Origin of the sequence: Bradyrhizobium iriomotense, assembly GCF_018129405.1 — a bacterium.
In the GTDB taxonomy this organism is placed as follows: Bacteria; Pseudomonadota; Alphaproteobacteria; order Rhizobiales; family Xanthobacteraceae; genus Bradyrhizobium; species Bradyrhizobium iriomotense_B.
In genome coordinates, this window is the sequence record NZ_JAFCLP010000001.1 from 177,117 (window position 1) to 193,874 (window position 16,758).

The 16,758-nt window shown below is 65.4% G+C and carries 15 protein-coding genes; 9 read left to right on the forward strand and 6 right to left on the reverse strand.

Going from position 1 to position 16,758, the window contains the following annotated elements:
• Positions 1 to 3: 3 nt before the first annotated feature.
• From JQ592_RS00695 to JQ592_RS00705, 3 genes are read right to left on the reverse strand one after another with little or no spacing between them, the layout of a single operon-like run.
• Positions 4 to 780 carry an ABC transporter ATP-binding protein gene (locus tag JQ592_RS00695; protein ID WP_211401009.1) on the reverse strand — a complete coding sequence of 259 codons (777 nt, stop codon included), beginning with the start codon at positions 778 to 780 and terminating at the stop codon, positions 4 to 6.
• Positions 780 to 1,631 (reverse strand): ABC transporter permease, encoded by an 852-nt coding sequence (locus tag JQ592_RS00700; RefSeq protein WP_211401010.1) that lies wholly within the window; start codon positions 1,629 to 1,631, stop codon positions 780 to 782. Before JQ592_RS00700 ends, JQ592_RS00695 begins: the two co-directional genes overlap by 1 nt.
• Positions 1,615 to 2,619 carry an ABC transporter substrate-binding protein gene (locus JQ592_RS00705; RefSeq protein WP_211401011.1) on the reverse strand — a complete coding sequence of 335 codons (1,005 nt, stop codon included), beginning with the start codon at positions 2,617 to 2,619 and terminating at the stop codon, positions 1,615 to 1,617. The genes JQ592_RS00700 and JQ592_RS00705 overlap by 17 nt, the downstream gene beginning before the upstream one ends.
• A gap of 198 nt (positions 2,620 to 2,817) precedes the next feature.
• On the opposite strand from JQ592_RS00705, the gene JQ592_RS00710 reads away from it, so the two are divergent.
• Together JQ592_RS00710 and JQ592_RS00715 are read left to right on the forward strand one after the other, a co-directional pair.
• Complete coding sequence (locus tag JQ592_RS00710; protein ID WP_211401012.1) at positions 2,818 to 3,528, forward strand: GntR family transcriptional regulator; 711 nt, start codon at positions 2,818 to 2,820, stop codon at positions 3,526 to 3,528.
• A 2-nt stretch (positions 3,529 to 3,530) separates the two neighbouring features.
• Positions 3,531 to 4,280 carry an aspartate/glutamate racemase family protein gene (locus JQ592_RS00715; protein ID WP_211401013.1) on the forward strand — a complete coding sequence of 250 codons (750 nt, stop codon included), beginning with the start codon at positions 3,531 to 3,533 and terminating at the stop codon, positions 4,278 to 4,280.
• Here JQ592_RS00715 and JQ592_RS00720 read toward each other — a convergent pair.
• Positions 4,277 to 5,668, reverse strand: coding sequence for an amidase (locus JQ592_RS00720; protein WP_211401014.1), 1,392 nt, complete (start codon positions 5,666 to 5,668; stop codon positions 4,277 to 4,279). The genes JQ592_RS00715 and JQ592_RS00720 overlap by 4 nt on opposite strands.
• 88 nt (positions 5,669 to 5,756) lie before the next feature.
• On the opposite strand from JQ592_RS00720, the gene JQ592_RS00725 reads away from it, so the two are divergent.
• From JQ592_RS00725 to JQ592_RS00740, 4 genes are read left to right on the forward strand one after another with little or no spacing between them, the layout of a single operon-like run.
• Positions 5,757 to 6,851, forward strand: a complete 1,095-nt coding sequence (locus JQ592_RS00725) for an ABC transporter ATP-binding protein (RefSeq protein ID WP_211401015.1) — start codon at positions 5,757 to 5,759, stop codon at positions 6,849 to 6,851.
• A 24-nt stretch (positions 6,852 to 6,875) separates the two neighbouring features.
• Positions 6,876 to 7,922 carry an ABC transporter substrate-binding protein gene (locus tag JQ592_RS00730; protein ID WP_211401016.1) on the forward strand — a complete coding sequence of 349 codons (1,047 nt, stop codon included), beginning with the start codon at positions 6,876 to 6,878 and terminating at the stop codon, positions 7,920 to 7,922.
• A gap of 19 nt (positions 7,923 to 7,941) precedes the next feature.
• Positions 7,942 to 8,805, forward strand: a complete 864-nt coding sequence (locus JQ592_RS00735) for an ABC transporter permease (protein WP_211401017.1) — start codon at positions 7,942 to 7,944, stop codon at positions 8,803 to 8,805.
• Positions 8,805 to 9,620, forward strand: a complete 816-nt coding sequence (locus JQ592_RS00740; RefSeq protein WP_211401018.1) for an ABC transporter permease — start codon at positions 8,805 to 8,807, stop codon at positions 9,618 to 9,620. The genes JQ592_RS00735 and JQ592_RS00740 overlap by 1 nt, the downstream gene beginning before the upstream one ends.
• Before the next feature lie 217 nt (positions 9,621 to 9,837).
• Here the strand turns inward: JQ592_RS00740 and JQ592_RS00745 are convergent, their stop codons facing one another.
• Positions 9,838 to 10,173: a hydroxyisourate hydrolase gene (locus tag JQ592_RS00745; protein ID WP_211401019.1), complete on the reverse strand. Its 336-nt coding sequence runs from the start codon at positions 10,171 to 10,173 to the stop codon at positions 9,838 to 9,840.
• A 26-nt stretch (positions 10,174 to 10,199) separates the two neighbouring features.
• On the opposite strand from JQ592_RS00745, the gene JQ592_RS00750 reads away from it, so the two are divergent.
• The 3 genes from JQ592_RS00750 (at position 10,200) to JQ592_RS00760 (ending at position 15,056) form a co-directional block, all read left to right on the forward strand.
• Positions 10,200 to 11,396, forward strand: coding sequence for an MFS transporter (locus JQ592_RS00750; protein ID WP_211401020.1), 1,197 nt, complete (start codon positions 10,200 to 10,202; stop codon positions 11,394 to 11,396).
• Positions 11,377 to 12,741, forward strand: a complete 1,365-nt coding sequence (locus tag JQ592_RS00755) for an amidase (protein ID WP_211401021.1) — start codon at positions 11,377 to 11,379, stop codon at positions 12,739 to 12,741. The genes JQ592_RS00750 and JQ592_RS00755 overlap by 20 nt, the downstream gene beginning before the upstream one ends.
• Positions 12,742 to 13,031: 290 nt before the next feature.
• A complete protein-coding gene (locus JQ592_RS00760; protein WP_211401022.1) occupies positions 13,032 to 15,056 on the forward strand; it encodes a GAF domain-containing sensor histidine kinase in 2,025 nt (674 codons plus the stop codon).
• A gap of 271 nt (positions 15,057 to 15,327) precedes the next feature.
• On the opposite strand, the gene JQ592_RS00765 is transcribed toward JQ592_RS00760, so the two are convergent.
• Positions 15,328 to 16,746 (reverse strand): PepSY domain-containing protein, encoded by a 1,419-nt coding sequence (locus JQ592_RS00765; protein ID WP_211401023.1) that lies wholly within the window; start codon positions 16,744 to 16,746, stop codon positions 15,328 to 15,330.
• Between the last annotated feature and the right edge of the window lie 12 nt (positions 16,747 to 16,758).

A 16,758-nucleotide genomic window follows, 5' to 3' on the forward strand; every position in this document is an offset into this window, starting at 1 on the left:
ACCTTACGACGCCTGCGCAAGGCGCGTCGACTCCTCCCGGATCAAAGCCAGGATGTGACGCTTGGCATCGTTGAACTCCGGGCTGGTGATGTCGCGCGGGCGCGGCAGGTCGAAATTGACGGCCTCGCGGATCCGTCCCGGCCGCCTCGTCATCACCACGATCTTGTTGCCGAGCACCAGCGCCTCGTCGACGCTGTGAGTGACGAACACGATCGTGCAGCGGCGTTTCTGCCAGATCGCGACCAGCTCCTCCTGCATTTCGAGCTTGGTCTGGGCGTCCAGCGCCGCGAACGGCTCGTCCATCAGGATCACGCTCGGGTTCATCAGCAGCGCGCGGGCGATCCCGACGCGCTGGTTCATGCCGCCGGACATCTCGGAGGGATGGTGATGCTCGAAACCGCGCAGGCCGACGAGATCGATGAACTCCATCGCCTTGTCGTAGCGCTCGGCCTTCGCCACGCCCTTGAGCTTGAGATGGAAGGCGATGTTGTCGATCGCCGTCAGCCACGGCATCAGCGTCGGCTGCTGGAACACGACGCCGCGGTCCGAGCCGGGCCGCTCCACCTGCTTGCCGTCGACCAGCGTGCGGCCGGAGGTTGCCTGCTCGAAGCCGGCGATGATGTTCAGGAGTGTCGACTTGCCGCAGCCGGACGGGCCGAGCAGGCAGACGAAGTCGTTGGCCTCGATGTCGAGGTTGATGTTGTCCAGCGTCAGGAGGTCACGCCCGCGCCGCTTGTCGGAGAACACCTTGACGATGTTGCGAAGCTCGATTGCCGCCATCAGCCCGCCCTGCCCTGCACGGTGGTCGTCTGCTGCCAGCGCAGCGTGCGCGCCATGATCGCCTTGAGGCCGAGGTCGGAGAGATAACCGAGCAGCCCGATCGAGATCATCGCCGCCAGCACGATGTCGTAGCGCAGGAAGTAGTAGGAATCCCACAAGACGTAACCGAGGCCGCTCTTCACCGCGACCATCTCGGCCGTGACCGTCAGCATCCAGGCCGATCCGACCGCGATGCGAAGCCCTGCGAAGATCGAGGGCAGCGCCGCCGGCAGCACGATGTCGGTCAGCATCTGCCGGCCGTTCGCCCCCATCATCGCGCCGGCGCGGACGAGATTGTGGTCCACGGTTTTCACGCCGTGAATGCTGTTCATCAGCACGGGAAAGAAGGCGCCGAGGAAGACGAGGAAAATCGCCGGCTTGTCGGCGATGCCGAACCAGATGATCGCGAGCGGAATCCAGGACACCGGCGGGATCGGCCGCAGCATCTGCAGCGTCGGCTCCAGCGTCTTCTCGAACAGGCGCGACCAGCCGATCGCGACCCCCGCGAGGATGCCGAGCAGGCTTGCCAGCGCAAAGCCGCCGAAGACGCGAAGCGCGCTGGCGAGCGCGTCGCGCAGCCAGTGCCCGGAATAGGTCTGCGTGGTCTCGTCGAAGCCGAACACCCAGTCGCCGAGCGCATGCAGCACCGCGCTCGGCGCCGGAAGCAGCGCGGGTGGAAGCATGCCGCTGCGGGCAAAGGCCTCCCAGCCCGCGATCAGCAGCGCGGGCACGACGAGGCGTTCGAGCCCGTGGAACGCCCGCGTCAGCCGAAACGCACCCCTTGCGGGCGAGACGTCAGTAACCGAGGTCATTCTTGGCCTTTCCGGTGGCCTGCTCCAGGAACGAATAGTCCATGTTCTTCTCCGCTTCCGCGGAGACGTCCTTCGAGATGTATTTGAGGTCGCGCATCATCGCGGCGATCGCCAGCGTCTGCGACCGGTGGATCGCAGGATCCGGCGAGGCATTCTTCAGCGCCTCGGTCGCGACCGTCTTGTCGAGGCCGGTGAGCTTGTTGATGACCTCGATCCACGGGCCCTTGTCGGCGATCAGCTTGTTGTCGAGCTCGACCACGGCGCTGACGACGCCCTGGACGCCGGCGCGCTGGCTCGCGATCACGTCGGAACGCGTGACGATCAGATTGGTCAGATTGCCCGCGGCCTGCTCATACGGCAGCACAAAATGCTTGCCGGCGCCGGCGAGGCGGATCTGCGAGGCAAACGGCTCGACCGAGCAGATCATGTCGACCTCGCCGCGCTGCAGCGCTGCGAGATGGTCGGATGGATTGGGAATGTTGATGAACTGGATGTCCTTGTTGGGGTCGACACCCTGCTTGAGGAACGCGCCGCGCATGTGGATGTCCTGCGCATTGCCGCGAGACGCCGCGACCTTGAGCGGCTGACCGTCGCTCTTCGCCTTCGCAACGGTCGTCTTGAATGTGGCCCAGTCCTCAGGGGGAAGGCTCAGCTTCGCGGAGGAGAGACATTCCGACCCGCCGTTGATCTGTCCGGACACGGCGACGACGTCAAAACCTTTGTCGAGCGCGGTGATGTAGTGGAGATAGGTGACCTGCGCGACGTCGATGCTCTTCGACACCAGCGCAGTGAGCACGTCATTGCCCGAGTTGAAGCCGGTGGCCTCGACCTCGACGTTCTTGGCCAACCCGGGGACCAGCGACATCGGCAGGCAGTGCGCGCATTTGGCGTAGCCGAGCTTGATCTTCGGGACTTGCGCCGAGGCGATCCCGCTTCCGCCAAGCACCGCCGCCATCACCACGAGGCCCAGTCGCAAACTCGTCCGCATCGCTTACTCCGTTTCGAAGGCGCAGGATCTCGCGCGTCGGACACGATCATCCGCCGCCCTTCAGCGCAGCGCAATCCGGTTTTTGCATGCTGCATACAATTTGATCGCTATGCCATTGTTTTCAGCGAGATACGTCGGTATTTTGGGCAGGCCAAAGGGCCGGAAACGGCTAAGATCAAGGTCAGAAGTGAGGCACGCGTGCAGCCAAAATCGGAAGCGCCGAAGGGACGAAAGTCGCCCAAACTCAAGCGGATGGGCCTGCATGAGCGTGCGGCTGCGCGGATGCGGACGATGATCATTCGCGGCGAGCTGCCGCCGGGATCGCAGACCCAGGAAACAAAACTGTCGAAGGAGCTCGGCGTGTCGCGCACCCCCTTGCGCGAAGCGATGAAGGTGCTCGCGGCGGAAGGGTTGATCGAGCTTCGCCCCAACCGCAGCCCGCGCATTGCCGATATCGCGGTCGAGGGCATCTCTGAGCTGTTCGAGGCCCTCGCCGGCATCGAGCGGCTCGCCGCAGAGCTTGCCGCAGAGCGCGCCACCGAGCGCGATCTCGCGCGCCTGCGCACGCTTCAGACCCGGATGGAAGGTCATCACCGCAACGGCAAGCTCGACGATTATTTCGCCATCAACGGCGAGATCCACAACACCATCGTCCGCATGGCCCGCAACACACCGCTGCGCGAGGCCCACGAGACGCTGATCTCCCGCGCCGAACGCGCGCGCTATCTCGCGCTCGGCGCAGACAAGCGCTGGAGCAATTCGGTCGACGAGCACGCCGATATTCTGGCTGCCCTCGAAGCGCGCAACGGCGAAGCGGCCGGCCGCCTGCTCGGCGCCCATGTCGCGCGCACCGGCACGGCGCTGCTCGAAGTCCTCGCCACCTCTCAAGCCAAGCGGACGGCGGCGTAATCATGAAGCTGCTGCTGCTCAACCCGAACACCAGCAAAGAGGTCACGCAGCTGATGCTGGGTGTCGGGCGGCGCGCGGCCTCATCAGGCACCGAGTTGATCCCCTGCACTGCGACCCGCGGCGTGCCCTATATCGCGACGCGCACCGAGGCGCAGATCGGCGGCGCCATCGCCCTGGAGATGCTGGCCGAGCAGCACAAAAAGGTCGACGCCGCGATCATCGCGGCCTTCGGCGATCCCGGCCTGTTCGCCGCGCGCGAGACCTTCGACATTCCCGTGGTCGGCATGGCGGAAGCCGCGATGCTGACCGCCTGCATGGCTGGACGCCGCTTTGCCATCGTCACCTTCGCTCAAGCCTTGGGCCCCTGGTACGAGGAGTGCGTCCGCGCCCATGGACTGTGGGAGCGCTGCGCCGGCATCCGCATGCTCGATACGCCGTTTCAGGCGATCTCCGAGGTCGGCACCGAGAAGGAGGACGTGCTGGTCGAGCTCGCGCAGCGCGCCATCGTCGAGGACGAGGCCGATGTGCTGATTTTTGCCGGCGCCCCGCTCTCCGGCCTTGCCGAGCGTGTTGCCGACCGGATCCCCGTCCCCGTGGTCGATCAGGTCATAGCTTCGGTGAAGCAAGCCGAGGCGCTTCATGCCCTGCGCCTGCGCAAGGCAACGGCAGGCACGTTCCGCCGGCCCGCTGCGAAACCGACCACCGGTCTTGCCGAGGCGCTTGCCGCCCGGCTCGAGCATCGCGACAGCTAGGGGAGCTGCGGCCGGCGATGCGAAAACCCCAGTTCGTTCTCGAGGATGCGGCCGAAGGCAAACAAGCGGGATTCGCACCCCGGCGGCGCGATGATCTGGATGCCGAAGGGCAGCTCATTCTCCCCTCGCGGCACCGGCAAAGTCAGGACCGGAAAACCGACCAGCGACACGATGAAGGTGACGGCGAGATAATCGATCGGCGTCTCCAGCGCGGCCTCATCGATGGCGGTGACGTCGCTGATCTCGTTCGGCCAGGGGAACACCGATGCAGCCGGCGCGACCAGGAAATCGGCACGGCTGAACAGCTCGCGAAAGCTGCGGTAGATGGCGGTGCGGCGCCGTTCGGCGTTCAAATAGTCCTGTGCGGAGAGGTTGGCGCCGGCCTCGATATTCCAGATCACTGTCGGGGTGAGCTCGGCGCGGCGCGTCCGCAGCAGCTCGCCATAGCTGCTCGCGATGTGCGCGGCGCGCAGCGTGCGAAAAGTTTCGATCGCTCCGCCGCAATCGGGCGAGGACGGCACGACATCGGCAACGCGCGCGAGCGCCTCGTAAGCCGCACCGAATCGCGCACGAACCTCGCGCGCAACCGGCGCCACGCCGAAATCGGGCGTGACAGCAATCCGGGGACGTTCGGCGATGGATCGGTCATCACCGGCGCTGCCGAGCGAGAGCGGATCGTTCGCCTCGCCTCCGGCGCAAACCGACAACGCGAGTTCGAGATCATCGACACCGCGAGCGAGAAAGCCGTGCGTCGCCAGCATGTCCCAGCCGAGCGGCCGGCGCGGCGATGGAATGCGGCCGGGCGTCGGCCGGATCGAAGCGACATCGCAGAAGCTCGCGGGTGTGCGCACCGAGCCGCCGAAATCGGTGCCGTGCGCCAGGGGCACCATGCCGGCCGCGACCGCGACGGCAGAGCCGCCGGACGATCCGCCGGAGGTCAGCGCGCGATCGAACGGGTTGCGGGTCGGCCCACGCAATCTGTTGGTGCAGACCGCACCGAAGCCGAACTCCGGCGTGTTGGTCTTGCCGAGAATGATCGCGCCGGCGCGCCGCAGCCGCGCCACGACGAGATCATCCTCGTGCGGGACATGATCGCGGAACAGCACCGAGCCGTAAGTCGTCGCAAGTCCCGCAGTGTCGGTGAGATCCTTGATCCCAATGGGCACGCCATGCAGCGGGCCGATCGGCGCAGAGGCCGCATCGCAAATCTGCGCGGCGCGGCGGGCGCCGTCCGCATCGACCGTGACGAATGCCGCCAATTGGGTGTCGTGGTCTGCAATCCGCGCCAGATGCGCTTCAACGGCCTCACGGGAGGATACTTCGCCCCGCGCAATGGCGCGCGCAAGCCCCATAGCCGTGAGGTCGCATATCGATCGATCCGATGTCATCGGGCCACCATGCCTGAGCACGCACCGAAAAGCGACAGGCGCGGGCACGAGACTTGCTTTCTCCTCTGGGGCAACGGGAGGCAATACCATGGCTGAAACGCAAGGCGGCCGATCGCTCGTCGTCGACGCGGTCACCCACCGGTATCCGAGTGGCGCGCTTGCGGTCGAGAACATCAATCTCGACATCAAGGGCGGCGAGATCATCGCTCTGCTCGGCCCGTCCGGCTGCGGCAAGACAACACTGTTGCGCATCATCGCCGGCTTCATCGCGCAGACGCAAGGGCGGATCATCATCGGCGACGACATCGTCGATGCGCTGCCGCCGAACAAGCGCGCTGTCGGCATCGTGTTCCAGAACTACGCGCTGTTTCCGCATCTTTCGATCAGCGAGAACGTCGCCTACGGCCTCGCCGCCCGCGGCATCGACAAGGCCGCGCGCCAGCGCGAGGCGCAGCGCCTCCTGGAGCTGGTGCAGCTGCCGACCATGGCCGAACGGCTGCCGCGGCAGCTTTCCGGCGGCCAGCAGCAGCGCGTGGCGCTCGCCCGCGCGCTGGCGATCAAGCCGTCGATCCTGCTGCTCGACGAGCCCTTCGCCGCGCTCGACAAGAATTTGCGGCTGGACATGCAGATCGAGGTCAAGCGGCTGCAGCGCGTCTCCGGCATCACCACGCTGATCGTGACGCACGACCAGGAAGAAGCGCTGTCGATGGCCGATCGTGTCGCCGTGCTGAGCCATGGCAAGCTCGAGCAGTTCGGCTCGCCGTCCGACGTCTACGACCGCCCGCAGACGCTGTTCGTCAACACTTTCGTCGGCTCCACCAACCGCATGTCCGGTGTCGTGGTTTCGGCGGATCGCACGGCGGCAAAGGTGCGCCTCGATGCCGGCGCCGAGATCATCGCACGTCCCGCGGGCGGTACGCTCAGCGAAGGCGGCCGCGTCACGGTCTGCATCCGTCCCGAGCACCTGCAATTCGTCGGCGACGAGACCGGCTTTGCCGGCGTCGTCGGCATGTCGCTGCCGCTGGGAGCCACCGTCGTCCACGAGGTCACCACCGCCGATGGCTCCGGCGTCAAGGTCTCGCAGGCACGCATCGGCGAGACGCGCGCGCTGGAGAACGGCGCAGCCGTGCGTCTCGCGCCGCTCGCCCCGTCGCTCGCCAACGCCTTTCCCGCAACGCTTTAGATCCAGTCCAGAGGGGAGTTCGACATGATCATGAACCGCAGAAGCCTGCTGACCACGGCGCTCACACTCGGGGCCATGAAAGCGTTTCCAGGCCTGAGCTACGCCCAGGCCCGCCCGCTGGTGTTTGCGACCTTCACCGGAAGCTGGGAGGAAGCGCACAAGGCCGTGCTGGTGCCGGCGTTCCGGAAGGCCAACGCGGACGCCGCGATGGTGCTCGACCCCATGCTCTCGGTCGACCAGATCGCGAAGGTGAATGCCGCCAAGGCCAATCCGCCGATCGACGTCATGCTGCACGATCCCGGTCCCGCCCTCGTCGCCATCGGCCAGGACCTGGTCGAGCCCTATCCCGTCGAGAAGAGCGCCTATTACAAGGACCTGATCGCCGAGGCGCAGGAGCCAATGGGTCCTGCCCCGTTCTTCCAGGTCGTCGGACTCACCTACAATCCGGAAGCCGTCAAGACACCGCCGACCTCCTGGGCCGATCTCTGGAAGCCGGAGTTCAAGGGCCGCGTCGGCATCACCAATCTCAACTCGACGCTCGGTACCGGCTGGCTGGTCGAGATCGCCAAGATGCGCGGCGGCTCGGAGGCCAATGTCGATCCCGGCTTCAAGGCGCTTGAGGAGCTCAAGCCCAATCTCGCCGCGGTCGCCGCCAATCCCGGCGCGCTCGCGACCCTGTTCCAGCAGGGCCAGATCGACATCTCGCCGGGCAATTTCAACGCCATCCAGATCCTGAAAGCGCGCGGCGTGCCGGTCGAGTTCGTGGCGCCGAAGGAAGGCGCCATCGCCTTCAAGACCACGATCCACATCGTCAAGAACTCGCCGAACCGCGAACTTGCCTTCAAGCTGATCGAGGCGGCGCTGACGCCGGAGGTGCAGACCACGCTGATGAACCCGCCCTATCTGATCGTGCCGACCAATTCCAAGGTGACGATGGGCGGCGAGATCGCGCGCGTGCTGGCCAAGGACACGGCCGAGCTGAAGAAGAAATTCGTGTTCCAGGACTGGAAGAAGATCAACGAGCAGCGCTCGGCCTGGATCGAGCGCTTCAACCGCGAGATCAAGATCTGAGACCTTGAAGGCTTAAGTCATGGGCGCAGCACCGGCATCACGGGACGTCACGTCCTACGGAATGGGATTGGCAGCGCCGCTGGCGTTGTTCTTCCTGCTGTTCTTCGTGGCGCCGCTGCTGCAATTGCTCTGGCTCTCGCTGCACAATGACACGGCCGGGCTCCATTGGGGGCTCGGCCAGTACCTGCACTTCCTCACCGATCCCTTCAGCCTCGGCGTGCTCGGCTCGACGCTTCTGCTGGGCGCCGAGGTGACGGCCGTCTGTCTCGTGCTCGGCTTTCCCATCGCCTGGCTCTATCAGCGGGTCGGGCCAAAGCTTCAGACCATCATCATCCTGATCGTGCTGCTGCCGCTTCTGACCAGCGTCGTGGTGCGCACCTTCGCCTGGATCGTCATCCTCGGACGCCAGGGCATCATCAACGCGACACTGCAATCGCTCGGCATCATCGATACCCCGCTGAAACTGCTTTACACCCAGTTCGGCGTGGTGATCGCGCTGGCGCAGGTGCAGATGCCGCTGATGACATTGCCGCTGATCACCGCGCTCGGCCGCATCGATCCCAATCTCGACGATGCCTCCTGCTCGCTCGGCGCCGGAAGCTGGCGCACCTTCTTCCGGATCGTGCTGCCGCTGTCGCTGCCAGGCGTGATCGCCGGCTGCACGCTGACCTATGCCGCCGCGATCACCGCCTTCATCACCCAGTCGCTGATCGGCGGTGGGCAGATGCTGTTCATGCCGATGTATCTCTACCAGCAGGCCTCGACGCTGCAGAACTGGCCGTTTGCATCCGCGATCTCGATCATCTTCCTGCTCGCCGTGCTCGCGGTCGTCTCGGTCTTCACCACGCTCGGCCGCATGTCGCGCGGCTATGGAGGCGCATGATGAGCGGCCGCAAGCGCACTCTAGAGGCGATCAGCTTCGAGCTCGTCATGACCGTGATCGCGGTGATCGCGCTTGTCATCATCATCGCGCCGTCGCTGGTGGTGCTGATCGTCTCCTTCACCAGCGGCTTCTCGCTGCGCTTCCCGCCGCCGGGCTATTCGCTGCGCTGGTACGCCGAGCTGTGGAATGCCTGGCAGCTGCATTTCGCGGCCAAGAACAGCCTGATCGTGGCGCTGTGGGCGACCGGCCTGTCCGTCGCCCTCGGCGTCGCCGCAGCGCTCGCGATCTCGCGGTCGCAGGCCTTATCGGCGCGGCTGCTCGATTCCCTCTTCATGTCGCCGCTGGTATTGCCGGCGCTCGCCTTCGGCCTCGCCGCCCTGATGCTGTTCTCGCTGGTCGGCCTGCCGGTATCGCCGCTGACGCTGGTGATCGGCCACACCGTGGTCTGCGTGCCCTATGTCGTGCGCAACACGGTCGCAGCCCTCGCCCAGCTCGAGCCGACCCTGCTCGAAAGCTCGGCGGTGCTGGGCGCGAGCCGCCTCTACACATTCCGCAGGATCGTGCTGCCACTGATCCGGCCGGGCATCATCGCGGGCGCCTTCATCGCCTTCATGTCGTCGTTCGACAACGTGCCGGTGTCGCTGTTCCTGCGCGATGCCGCGACCGACATGCTGCCGATCCGGATGTGGCAGGACCTCGAGGGCAAGCTCGATGTCACCATCGCCGCACTGTCGGGCGTGCTGATCATCGCCACCGTCGCCCTGGTCGCGGTCATGGAGCGCGTCACCGGCCTGTCGCGGCGGCTGACCAACTAAAACGCGATGCGATTTGATTGAATCGATACGAGCCGAGAATTCCGAACACCTCTCCCGTAGGGAGAGGTCGGATCGCATCGAAAGATGCGATCCGGGTGAGGGGTTACGATGTCACTGAATGCTGCGGCCCCTCACCCGGATTGCTCCGCAATCCGACCTCTCCCCGCTGGGGAGAGGTGCCCCCTGGGCAGCCGATCGAAGCTAACTGCATCATGCTTTAGGCACCGCGGAACAGCGAATAGCCCCAACGCGTGAACTTCAGCGGCAGATGAAAATGCTCGTCAACGTTCTTGATGCGGAAGCGGAACGGCGTCACGGTCAGGAAGCCGTCGCGCTCGCCAAAGAACTCGCCGAGATGAAACAGCACCTCATACTCACCTGTCGTCACACCGGCACCTTGCGCAACGGCATGATCGAGCACGCCGTTGGCACCGAGCCGCCCGTCGGCGATGCGCAGCGAATCCGGATCGATCCGCCAGATCTCGACGCGCAGCCCCTGCGCCGGGCGCCCGCTCGCCACATCGACCGCGTGAATGGATATGCCGCCTGCCACAATGTCCCTCCCGTGAGCACGCCGCCATGGTAGACGGAAACACGGTCGGTCGGCCAGCACCGGCATTGCTGCCGGCCCTGGGGGCGATGACCGCGCTTCAGGCCCTCGTCGCGCTGGCCTTGTTCGCACCCGGCGTGGTCGCGCCCCGCGCCCATATCGAGGTCTGGCAGCTCTCGATGTTCTCCTGCGCGGTGTTCGCGGTCGGCATCCCCGCCTCGTTCTGGGGCGGCGGCTTCATCACGCGGGTCGGGTCGCTACGGATCGCGAGCCTGTGCGCGGCGGCCATCGTCGTCGGCATGGCGTTGGCCTCGCTCGGATCGAGCGCCGCCCTGCTGGCCGCGGGCCTCTGCCTCGGCCTTGCCATGGGGCCCGAGACGCCCGCGAGCGCCGCGCTGCTGTCGCGGCTAGTCACCGCCGAGCGGCGCGCCTTCGTCTTCTCGGTGCGCCAGACCGGCAACCAGATCGGCGCGGTCTGCGGCTCGCTGGCCCTGCCCGCGATCGCCATCGCGTTCGGGCCGGCCTGGTGCTATGCGGCCGTGGGCCTCTGCGCGCTGCTGGCGATCGCGCTGTTCGAATGGTTGCGGCCGGCCTACGCCGGCAAGGTCATCCCGCCCTCAAAGCTCGACCTCCGCGCGCGGCTGGCGCTGATGACGGCGGACCGGCGCATCGCGATGCTGGCGCTGGCCTCGATGCCGTTCAGCGCGATGCAGGTGTCGCTCAACACCGTCTTCGTCACGCTCGGCACGCGTGAGCTCGGCCTCAGCCATATCGAGGCCGGCATGGCGCTCGCCTGCGCGCAGGCCGGCGGCCTCGTCGGCCGGCTCGGCTGGGGCTACGTCGCCATGCGCCTCGATGCCTCGCGGATGGTTCTCATCGTCATCGGCATCGGCATGGCCTTCTGTGCCGCGCTGCTTGGCCTCGACGGCGGATCGCTCAGCCGCTCCTGGCAGTTTGCCGTCGCGGCGCTGTTCGGCCTGACGGCGTCGGGTTGGAACGGCGTCTTCATCGCCGAGATCGCCCGCCTCGCCCCGCAGGACCGGATCGGCGAGACCACCGGCGCAGTGCTGACCGCGTCTTATGCCGGCCTGCTGGCGGCGCCGGCCGTGGTGTCGATCCTGGATGGCGTGGCCAGCCTCGGCATGGCCTTCTTCGCCCTGGCGTGTCTCGCCCTCTGTGGCACATTGGCGCTGATCTGGGGAGGCCATGGCAAAGCCAGCACGTAGTGCCCGCGAGATCGCGGCCGATGTCGCGGCTGGACGGACGAGCGCCGTCGAGACCGCAAAGGCCGCGCTGGCGCGGATCGAGGCGGCCAAGGCCTTGAACGCGGTCGTCACGATCGATCCCGAACGCACGCTCGCCGATGCCGCCGCGGTCGATGCTCGCCTGCGCGCCGGCGAGACCATGCCGCTCGCCGGCGTCCCCGTCATCGTCAAGGACAACATCTGGGTCGGCGGCTGGCGCGTGACACAGGGCTCGCGCCTGTTTTGCGATTTCATCGCGCCGCGCGACGCGATCGCGGTCGAGCGGCTGCGCAAGGCCGGAGCAGTCGTCGTCGGCATCGGCGCGACATCCGAGTTCGCCAGCAAGGGTGTCACCACCTCGCAGCTGTTCGGCCCAACGCGGCATCCGCTCGATCCCAGGCTGACGCCCGGCGGCTCATCAGGCGGACCGGCCGCGGCCGTTGCCGCCGGTCTCGTGCCGCTCGCGATCGGCACCGATGCCGGCGGCTCCAGCCGCAGGCCGCCGGCCCATGTCGGCGTCGCCGGCTTCAAGCCGTCCTATGGCGCGATCCCCTATGGGCCCGGCTTCGCCGAGCCGTTCTTCGGCCTTTCCGTCATCGCACCGATCGCAACCGATGTCGCCGACATCGCGCTGGCGTTCGAGACCATGGCCGGAACCGATCCGCGCGATCCGGATTCCGCCGGCATCGCGCGTGAGGCCGCTGATCTTGCTGGCCTGCGCATCGCCTTCTCACCACGCCTCGGGCTCGACGTCGCCGTCGATGATGTCGTCGCCAACGGGCTGGTGTCCGCCATCGCGCGCCTCTCCGCCGCCGGCCTCGGCATCACGCAGCGCGATCCCGTCTGGCCGGCCGGCGCGACCGAAGAGGCCATCATGCCGCTCCAGCATGCCGGCCTCGCCGCGCTCTATGGCGACACCTTCCGCAAGGATCCGACTATCTTCGATCCTGATATCGCCAAGCAGATCGAGCGAGGGCTGTCCTGGTCAGGCACCGATGTTGCCGGCGCGCTGATCGCGAGCGCCGCGATCGCCAGCGCCTTCGCGGCGTTCTTCACCGAGGTCGATCTGTTGCTCACGCCGACCGTCCCCTGTGTCGCCTGGCCGTTCACGCAACTCGGGCCCGACACGATCGGCGGCCGCGCGGCAAGCCCACGTGCGCATGCCGTGTTCACGCCGTTCGTCAATCACGCCCGCCTGCCGGCGATCTCGATTCCGTGCGGGGCGGATGCGAACGGCCTTCCCTTCGGCCTCCAGATCATCGCTCGGCGCGGCCAGGACCGCACGCTGCTGCGTGCGGCCCGGCAGATCGAGGCGCAGTTGGCTTGATGGCAATCCATTCATCATCGGCGAGTTCGTGGCGCACGATTCAAGCCCCCAGTTTGGAAGCTTGAATCACACGGGTCTGGCCAGACGCAACGCTTCCGGGCAGGCCCCGGTTGGACGCTTACGAGGTAGAAGCGGATATCGGCCGGCCGACGATCTACGCTGAAACCGTCGAAAATGACCCTTCTCGGACATCAGCCCGGCCCGGTGACATGCGATTCAGGCTATCCCGGCCCTTCCTGAATGATGGTTTGGACCGATAAGATACCCTTCTTGACCCTTTGGGGGCGGATATGGCGCGGCCATCAAGAACGGGCGGCAAGACGAGCCAGGCGAAGACCCGCAAGGGCCGCAAGACCACCAAGAGCAAGCGCCGCATTGCGCCAGCGGCCAGCCGAGCGAATCGTCGTTCGGTCGCCGGTCCGAGCAAAGACCTGAAGGAGGCCCGCGAGCAGCAGGCGGCGACGGCCCAAATATTGAAGGTCATCGCAAGTTCGCCTGACGATGTGCAGCCGGTATTCGAGGCGATTGCGATCAGCGCCAACAGGCTGATTGGCGGTTTCTCTACGGCAGTGTTTCGCTATATCGACGGCATGCAACACCTAGAGGCGTTCACGCCGACCAATCCGGTCGCTGACGAAGCATTGCGAGCTTCGTTCCCGCGGCATCTCACAACGTCTTCGGCGCCCTTCGAGTTGCTGCGTGATGGCAAACCAATGCAGATTGTCGATACCGAATCCTCGCCAAACATACTGGCCAGTGATTTGGCGCGATTGCGCGGCTTTCGCAGCATGTTGTTCACGCCGTTGATGAGCAATGGGGTGCCTATCGGCTTGATCACCGTGACGCGAGTCGAGACCGGTTCATTCGCCGACCATCACGTGCAATTGCTACAGATCTTCGCCGACCAGGCGGTGATTGCGATCGAGAACGCGCGATTGTTCAATGAAACGAGGGAAGCGCTGGAGCGGCAAACCGCGACGTCGGAAGTGCTACAAATCATATCCAGTTCGCCTGGCGGACTTGGGCCGGTGTTCGAGGCCATGCTGGAAAATGCCGTGCGCATCTGTCGTGCCAGTTTTGGGACGCTGCTCCTATACGAAGGCGACAGGTTGCGGCGGGTGGCGCGAATGGCCGCGCAAAACGTGCCGCAATTGTACGCGCCCGACCAGGAAACGCCGCCACACTTCATCGCGCCGTTTGATGGGGCGCCTTCGCTGGGGCGCCTCGTCGAGACCAAGGCGCTGGTTCACATTGCCGATATCGCCACAGAGCATCCCGACGATCTGATCTACAAGGTCGCCGCAGCCCGCACCGTTCTGATTGTGCCGATGCTCAAGGAGAGCGAGCTTGTCGGTGGCTTTGCTGTCTACCGCAAGGAAGTGCAAGAGTTCAGCGACAAGCAGGTCGAGTTGCTGGAACATTTTGCGGCACAAGCGGTGATCGCCATCGAAAACACACGACTGCTCAAGGAGCTGCGGCAGCGAACCGACGATCTCTCGCAATCCCTCGACGACCTCCGCACCGCACAGGACCGCCTGGTGCAGACCGAAAAGCTTGCCTCGCTCGGCCAGCTCACCGCGGGCATTGCGCACGAGATCAAGAACCCGCTCAACTTCGTCAATAATTTCGCAGCCCTTTCAGCGGAGTTGACCGAGGAGTTGAACGAGGCCCTCAAGCCCGCCGAACTCGCCGACAAGATCCGCACCGAAGTCGATGAGCTGACGGCGCTTTTGAAGAGCAACCTCGAAAAGGTCGTGCAGCACGGCAAGCGGGCCGATTCCATCGTCAAGAACATGCTGCTGCACTCACGCGAGGGACCGGGCGAGCGCCGCCTCGCCGACATCAATGCCCTGGTCCAGGAGAGTCTTAATCTAGCCTACCATGGCGCGCGCGCAGAGAAGTCCGACTTCAACATCACGCTCACGCAGGACCTCGACCCCGACGCGGGCGAAATCGAGGTATATCCGCAGGAGATCACGCGCGCGCTGCTCAACGTGATCTCCAACGGCTTCTATGCCGCGACCAGGCGCAAGTCCGAGGCGGGAGACGAGACCTTTGAGCCTGTGCTGAGTGCGACCACGAACAACCTTGACGACAAGGTCGAAATTCGCATCCGCGACAACGGCACCGGGATTCCGGTCGAGGTGAAGGAAAAAATGTTCAATCCCTTCTTTACTACCAAGCCAGCTGGCGAAGGCACGGGGCTCGGTCTGTCGATGACCCATGACATCATTGTCAAACAACACGGCGGAACCCTCGATGTCGAGAGCGAGCTGGGTGTGTTTACCGAGCTCATTATCACGCTGCCGCGATGACCTCTTTTGGCCCATCGTGACATACTGCGCTGCCTCACGAACTTGGTCGCTATTGGAGCAATGCGGACGTAGTCACCAGTTACGTGGTGCCGCCGGGCTCATAGGTAGACAGCCTAGCTTTCGGCAACGCGACAATTTCGGAATAATAGCAATATACCCCTGTTTTGCCCGACGGGTCAAACCGCAGCAATGCCTGCGTAAGCCGTTGATTCCATTACGGCCGGCTACTGTGCATGGGGTTGTTTTCGCACTTTTTGTTTGATCGGGCGTCCTAGCCGGCGAAAGACCGACGCAACCGCCGCCAGCCGATGACGATTCCAGTGATCGAGAACACCAGCCCGAGCGAGCAGAGGCCGACGATCAGGACATCGCGCCAGCGCGGATGCGCCATGAGGATTGGAAAGTCGAGCGTGTGGAGCGCGCTGTAGACCCAGCGATAGGCTCGCCGCGACGCATCCAGCCTTTGCAGCATACGGCCATCGGCGCCGTCGATGTCGAACCAGACATCGCCGCATCGGGAGCGGTAGACGGACGCCCCGGGCACGGTGGATTGCGCGGGATAGTCGTCATTGTCGGCAAGAACGAGCGGCGTACCGCAGCCCGTCGCAAGCCGTGTCGTCGCGCTCGCGATTTCCTGTGCGCTGAGGCCCGGCGACTGCTCACCGCCCGGCCGCACCAGAACCTGCCTGTCGAGACCGGTCCGCTCACGTCGATAGAGCTTGCCGTCGAAAGCGAACCATTCGACTTCGCGGGCCAAGGACGAGATAGGATTCCGATCGAGTGGTGAAGCCATTCTCCAATCCGGCGCGGCGTACACCACACCCGCTTCGGCCGAGGTCAACTGCCCGCGCGAGAACAGCCGGCCGTGATCCATCGAAAGCCAGCCGCTGAAGATCCAGGTCAGCACGAAGACCGTCGCGACGAGGCCGACGACGTGATGCAGAGCATGCCAGCCCCGATAAGGCGTCGCGATCCGGCGCCCCTGCATCTTGACCCGCACAATCCCGAGCACCGCGCCCAGCAGGGCTGCGATCAGCGCCAGCAGCGACAGCGTCCAGACCACGCGATCCCACAGCGCCCAATTGCTCCGGAGCACCGTCGGATAGATCCAGTGCAAGACGCTGCCCACGAGATTCCAGCCGCGCTCGCTTCGCGTCGTATCGAGGACGACTTCGCCGGTGCGCGATGAAATGTAGACGTCCGTTCCGGCCACATCGCCGAGGGCGACACGAAACAGAGGCCGGTGACGGTCAAAGCCGTTCGGCACGTTCCATTGATCATAGTCAGCGTATGCAACGACAGCTGCATGCGCGGCATCGAGTGCGCGTTGACGCGCATGGGCCCGCGCGATGGCGAGTGCGATCTCGGGTGAGCTCACCGATGCATCTTGCCCGTTACTGGCGCGAACCGCGCGCAGGTGCGAGGGCCCCGACACGACATAGACCGCTCCGTCGCCGCGCTGGATCAGGCGAACGCGCGCAGCATCGATGATGCCGCTCGCAGCCACCGCATCGGCAACGCTGATCCGTACCTCACCGCGATCCACCAGCGCCAGCCCTGCAAACCGTTCCGCTTCCGTCAGCGACGGAAACAGAACGAAGTGCATCACGATTCCGCTCGCGAACCACATCGCGAACAGCAGGCAGAACGCGATCCCGAGCCAGCGGTGCAGCAGGACGATCGCGCCCATGCGCTCAGCGCC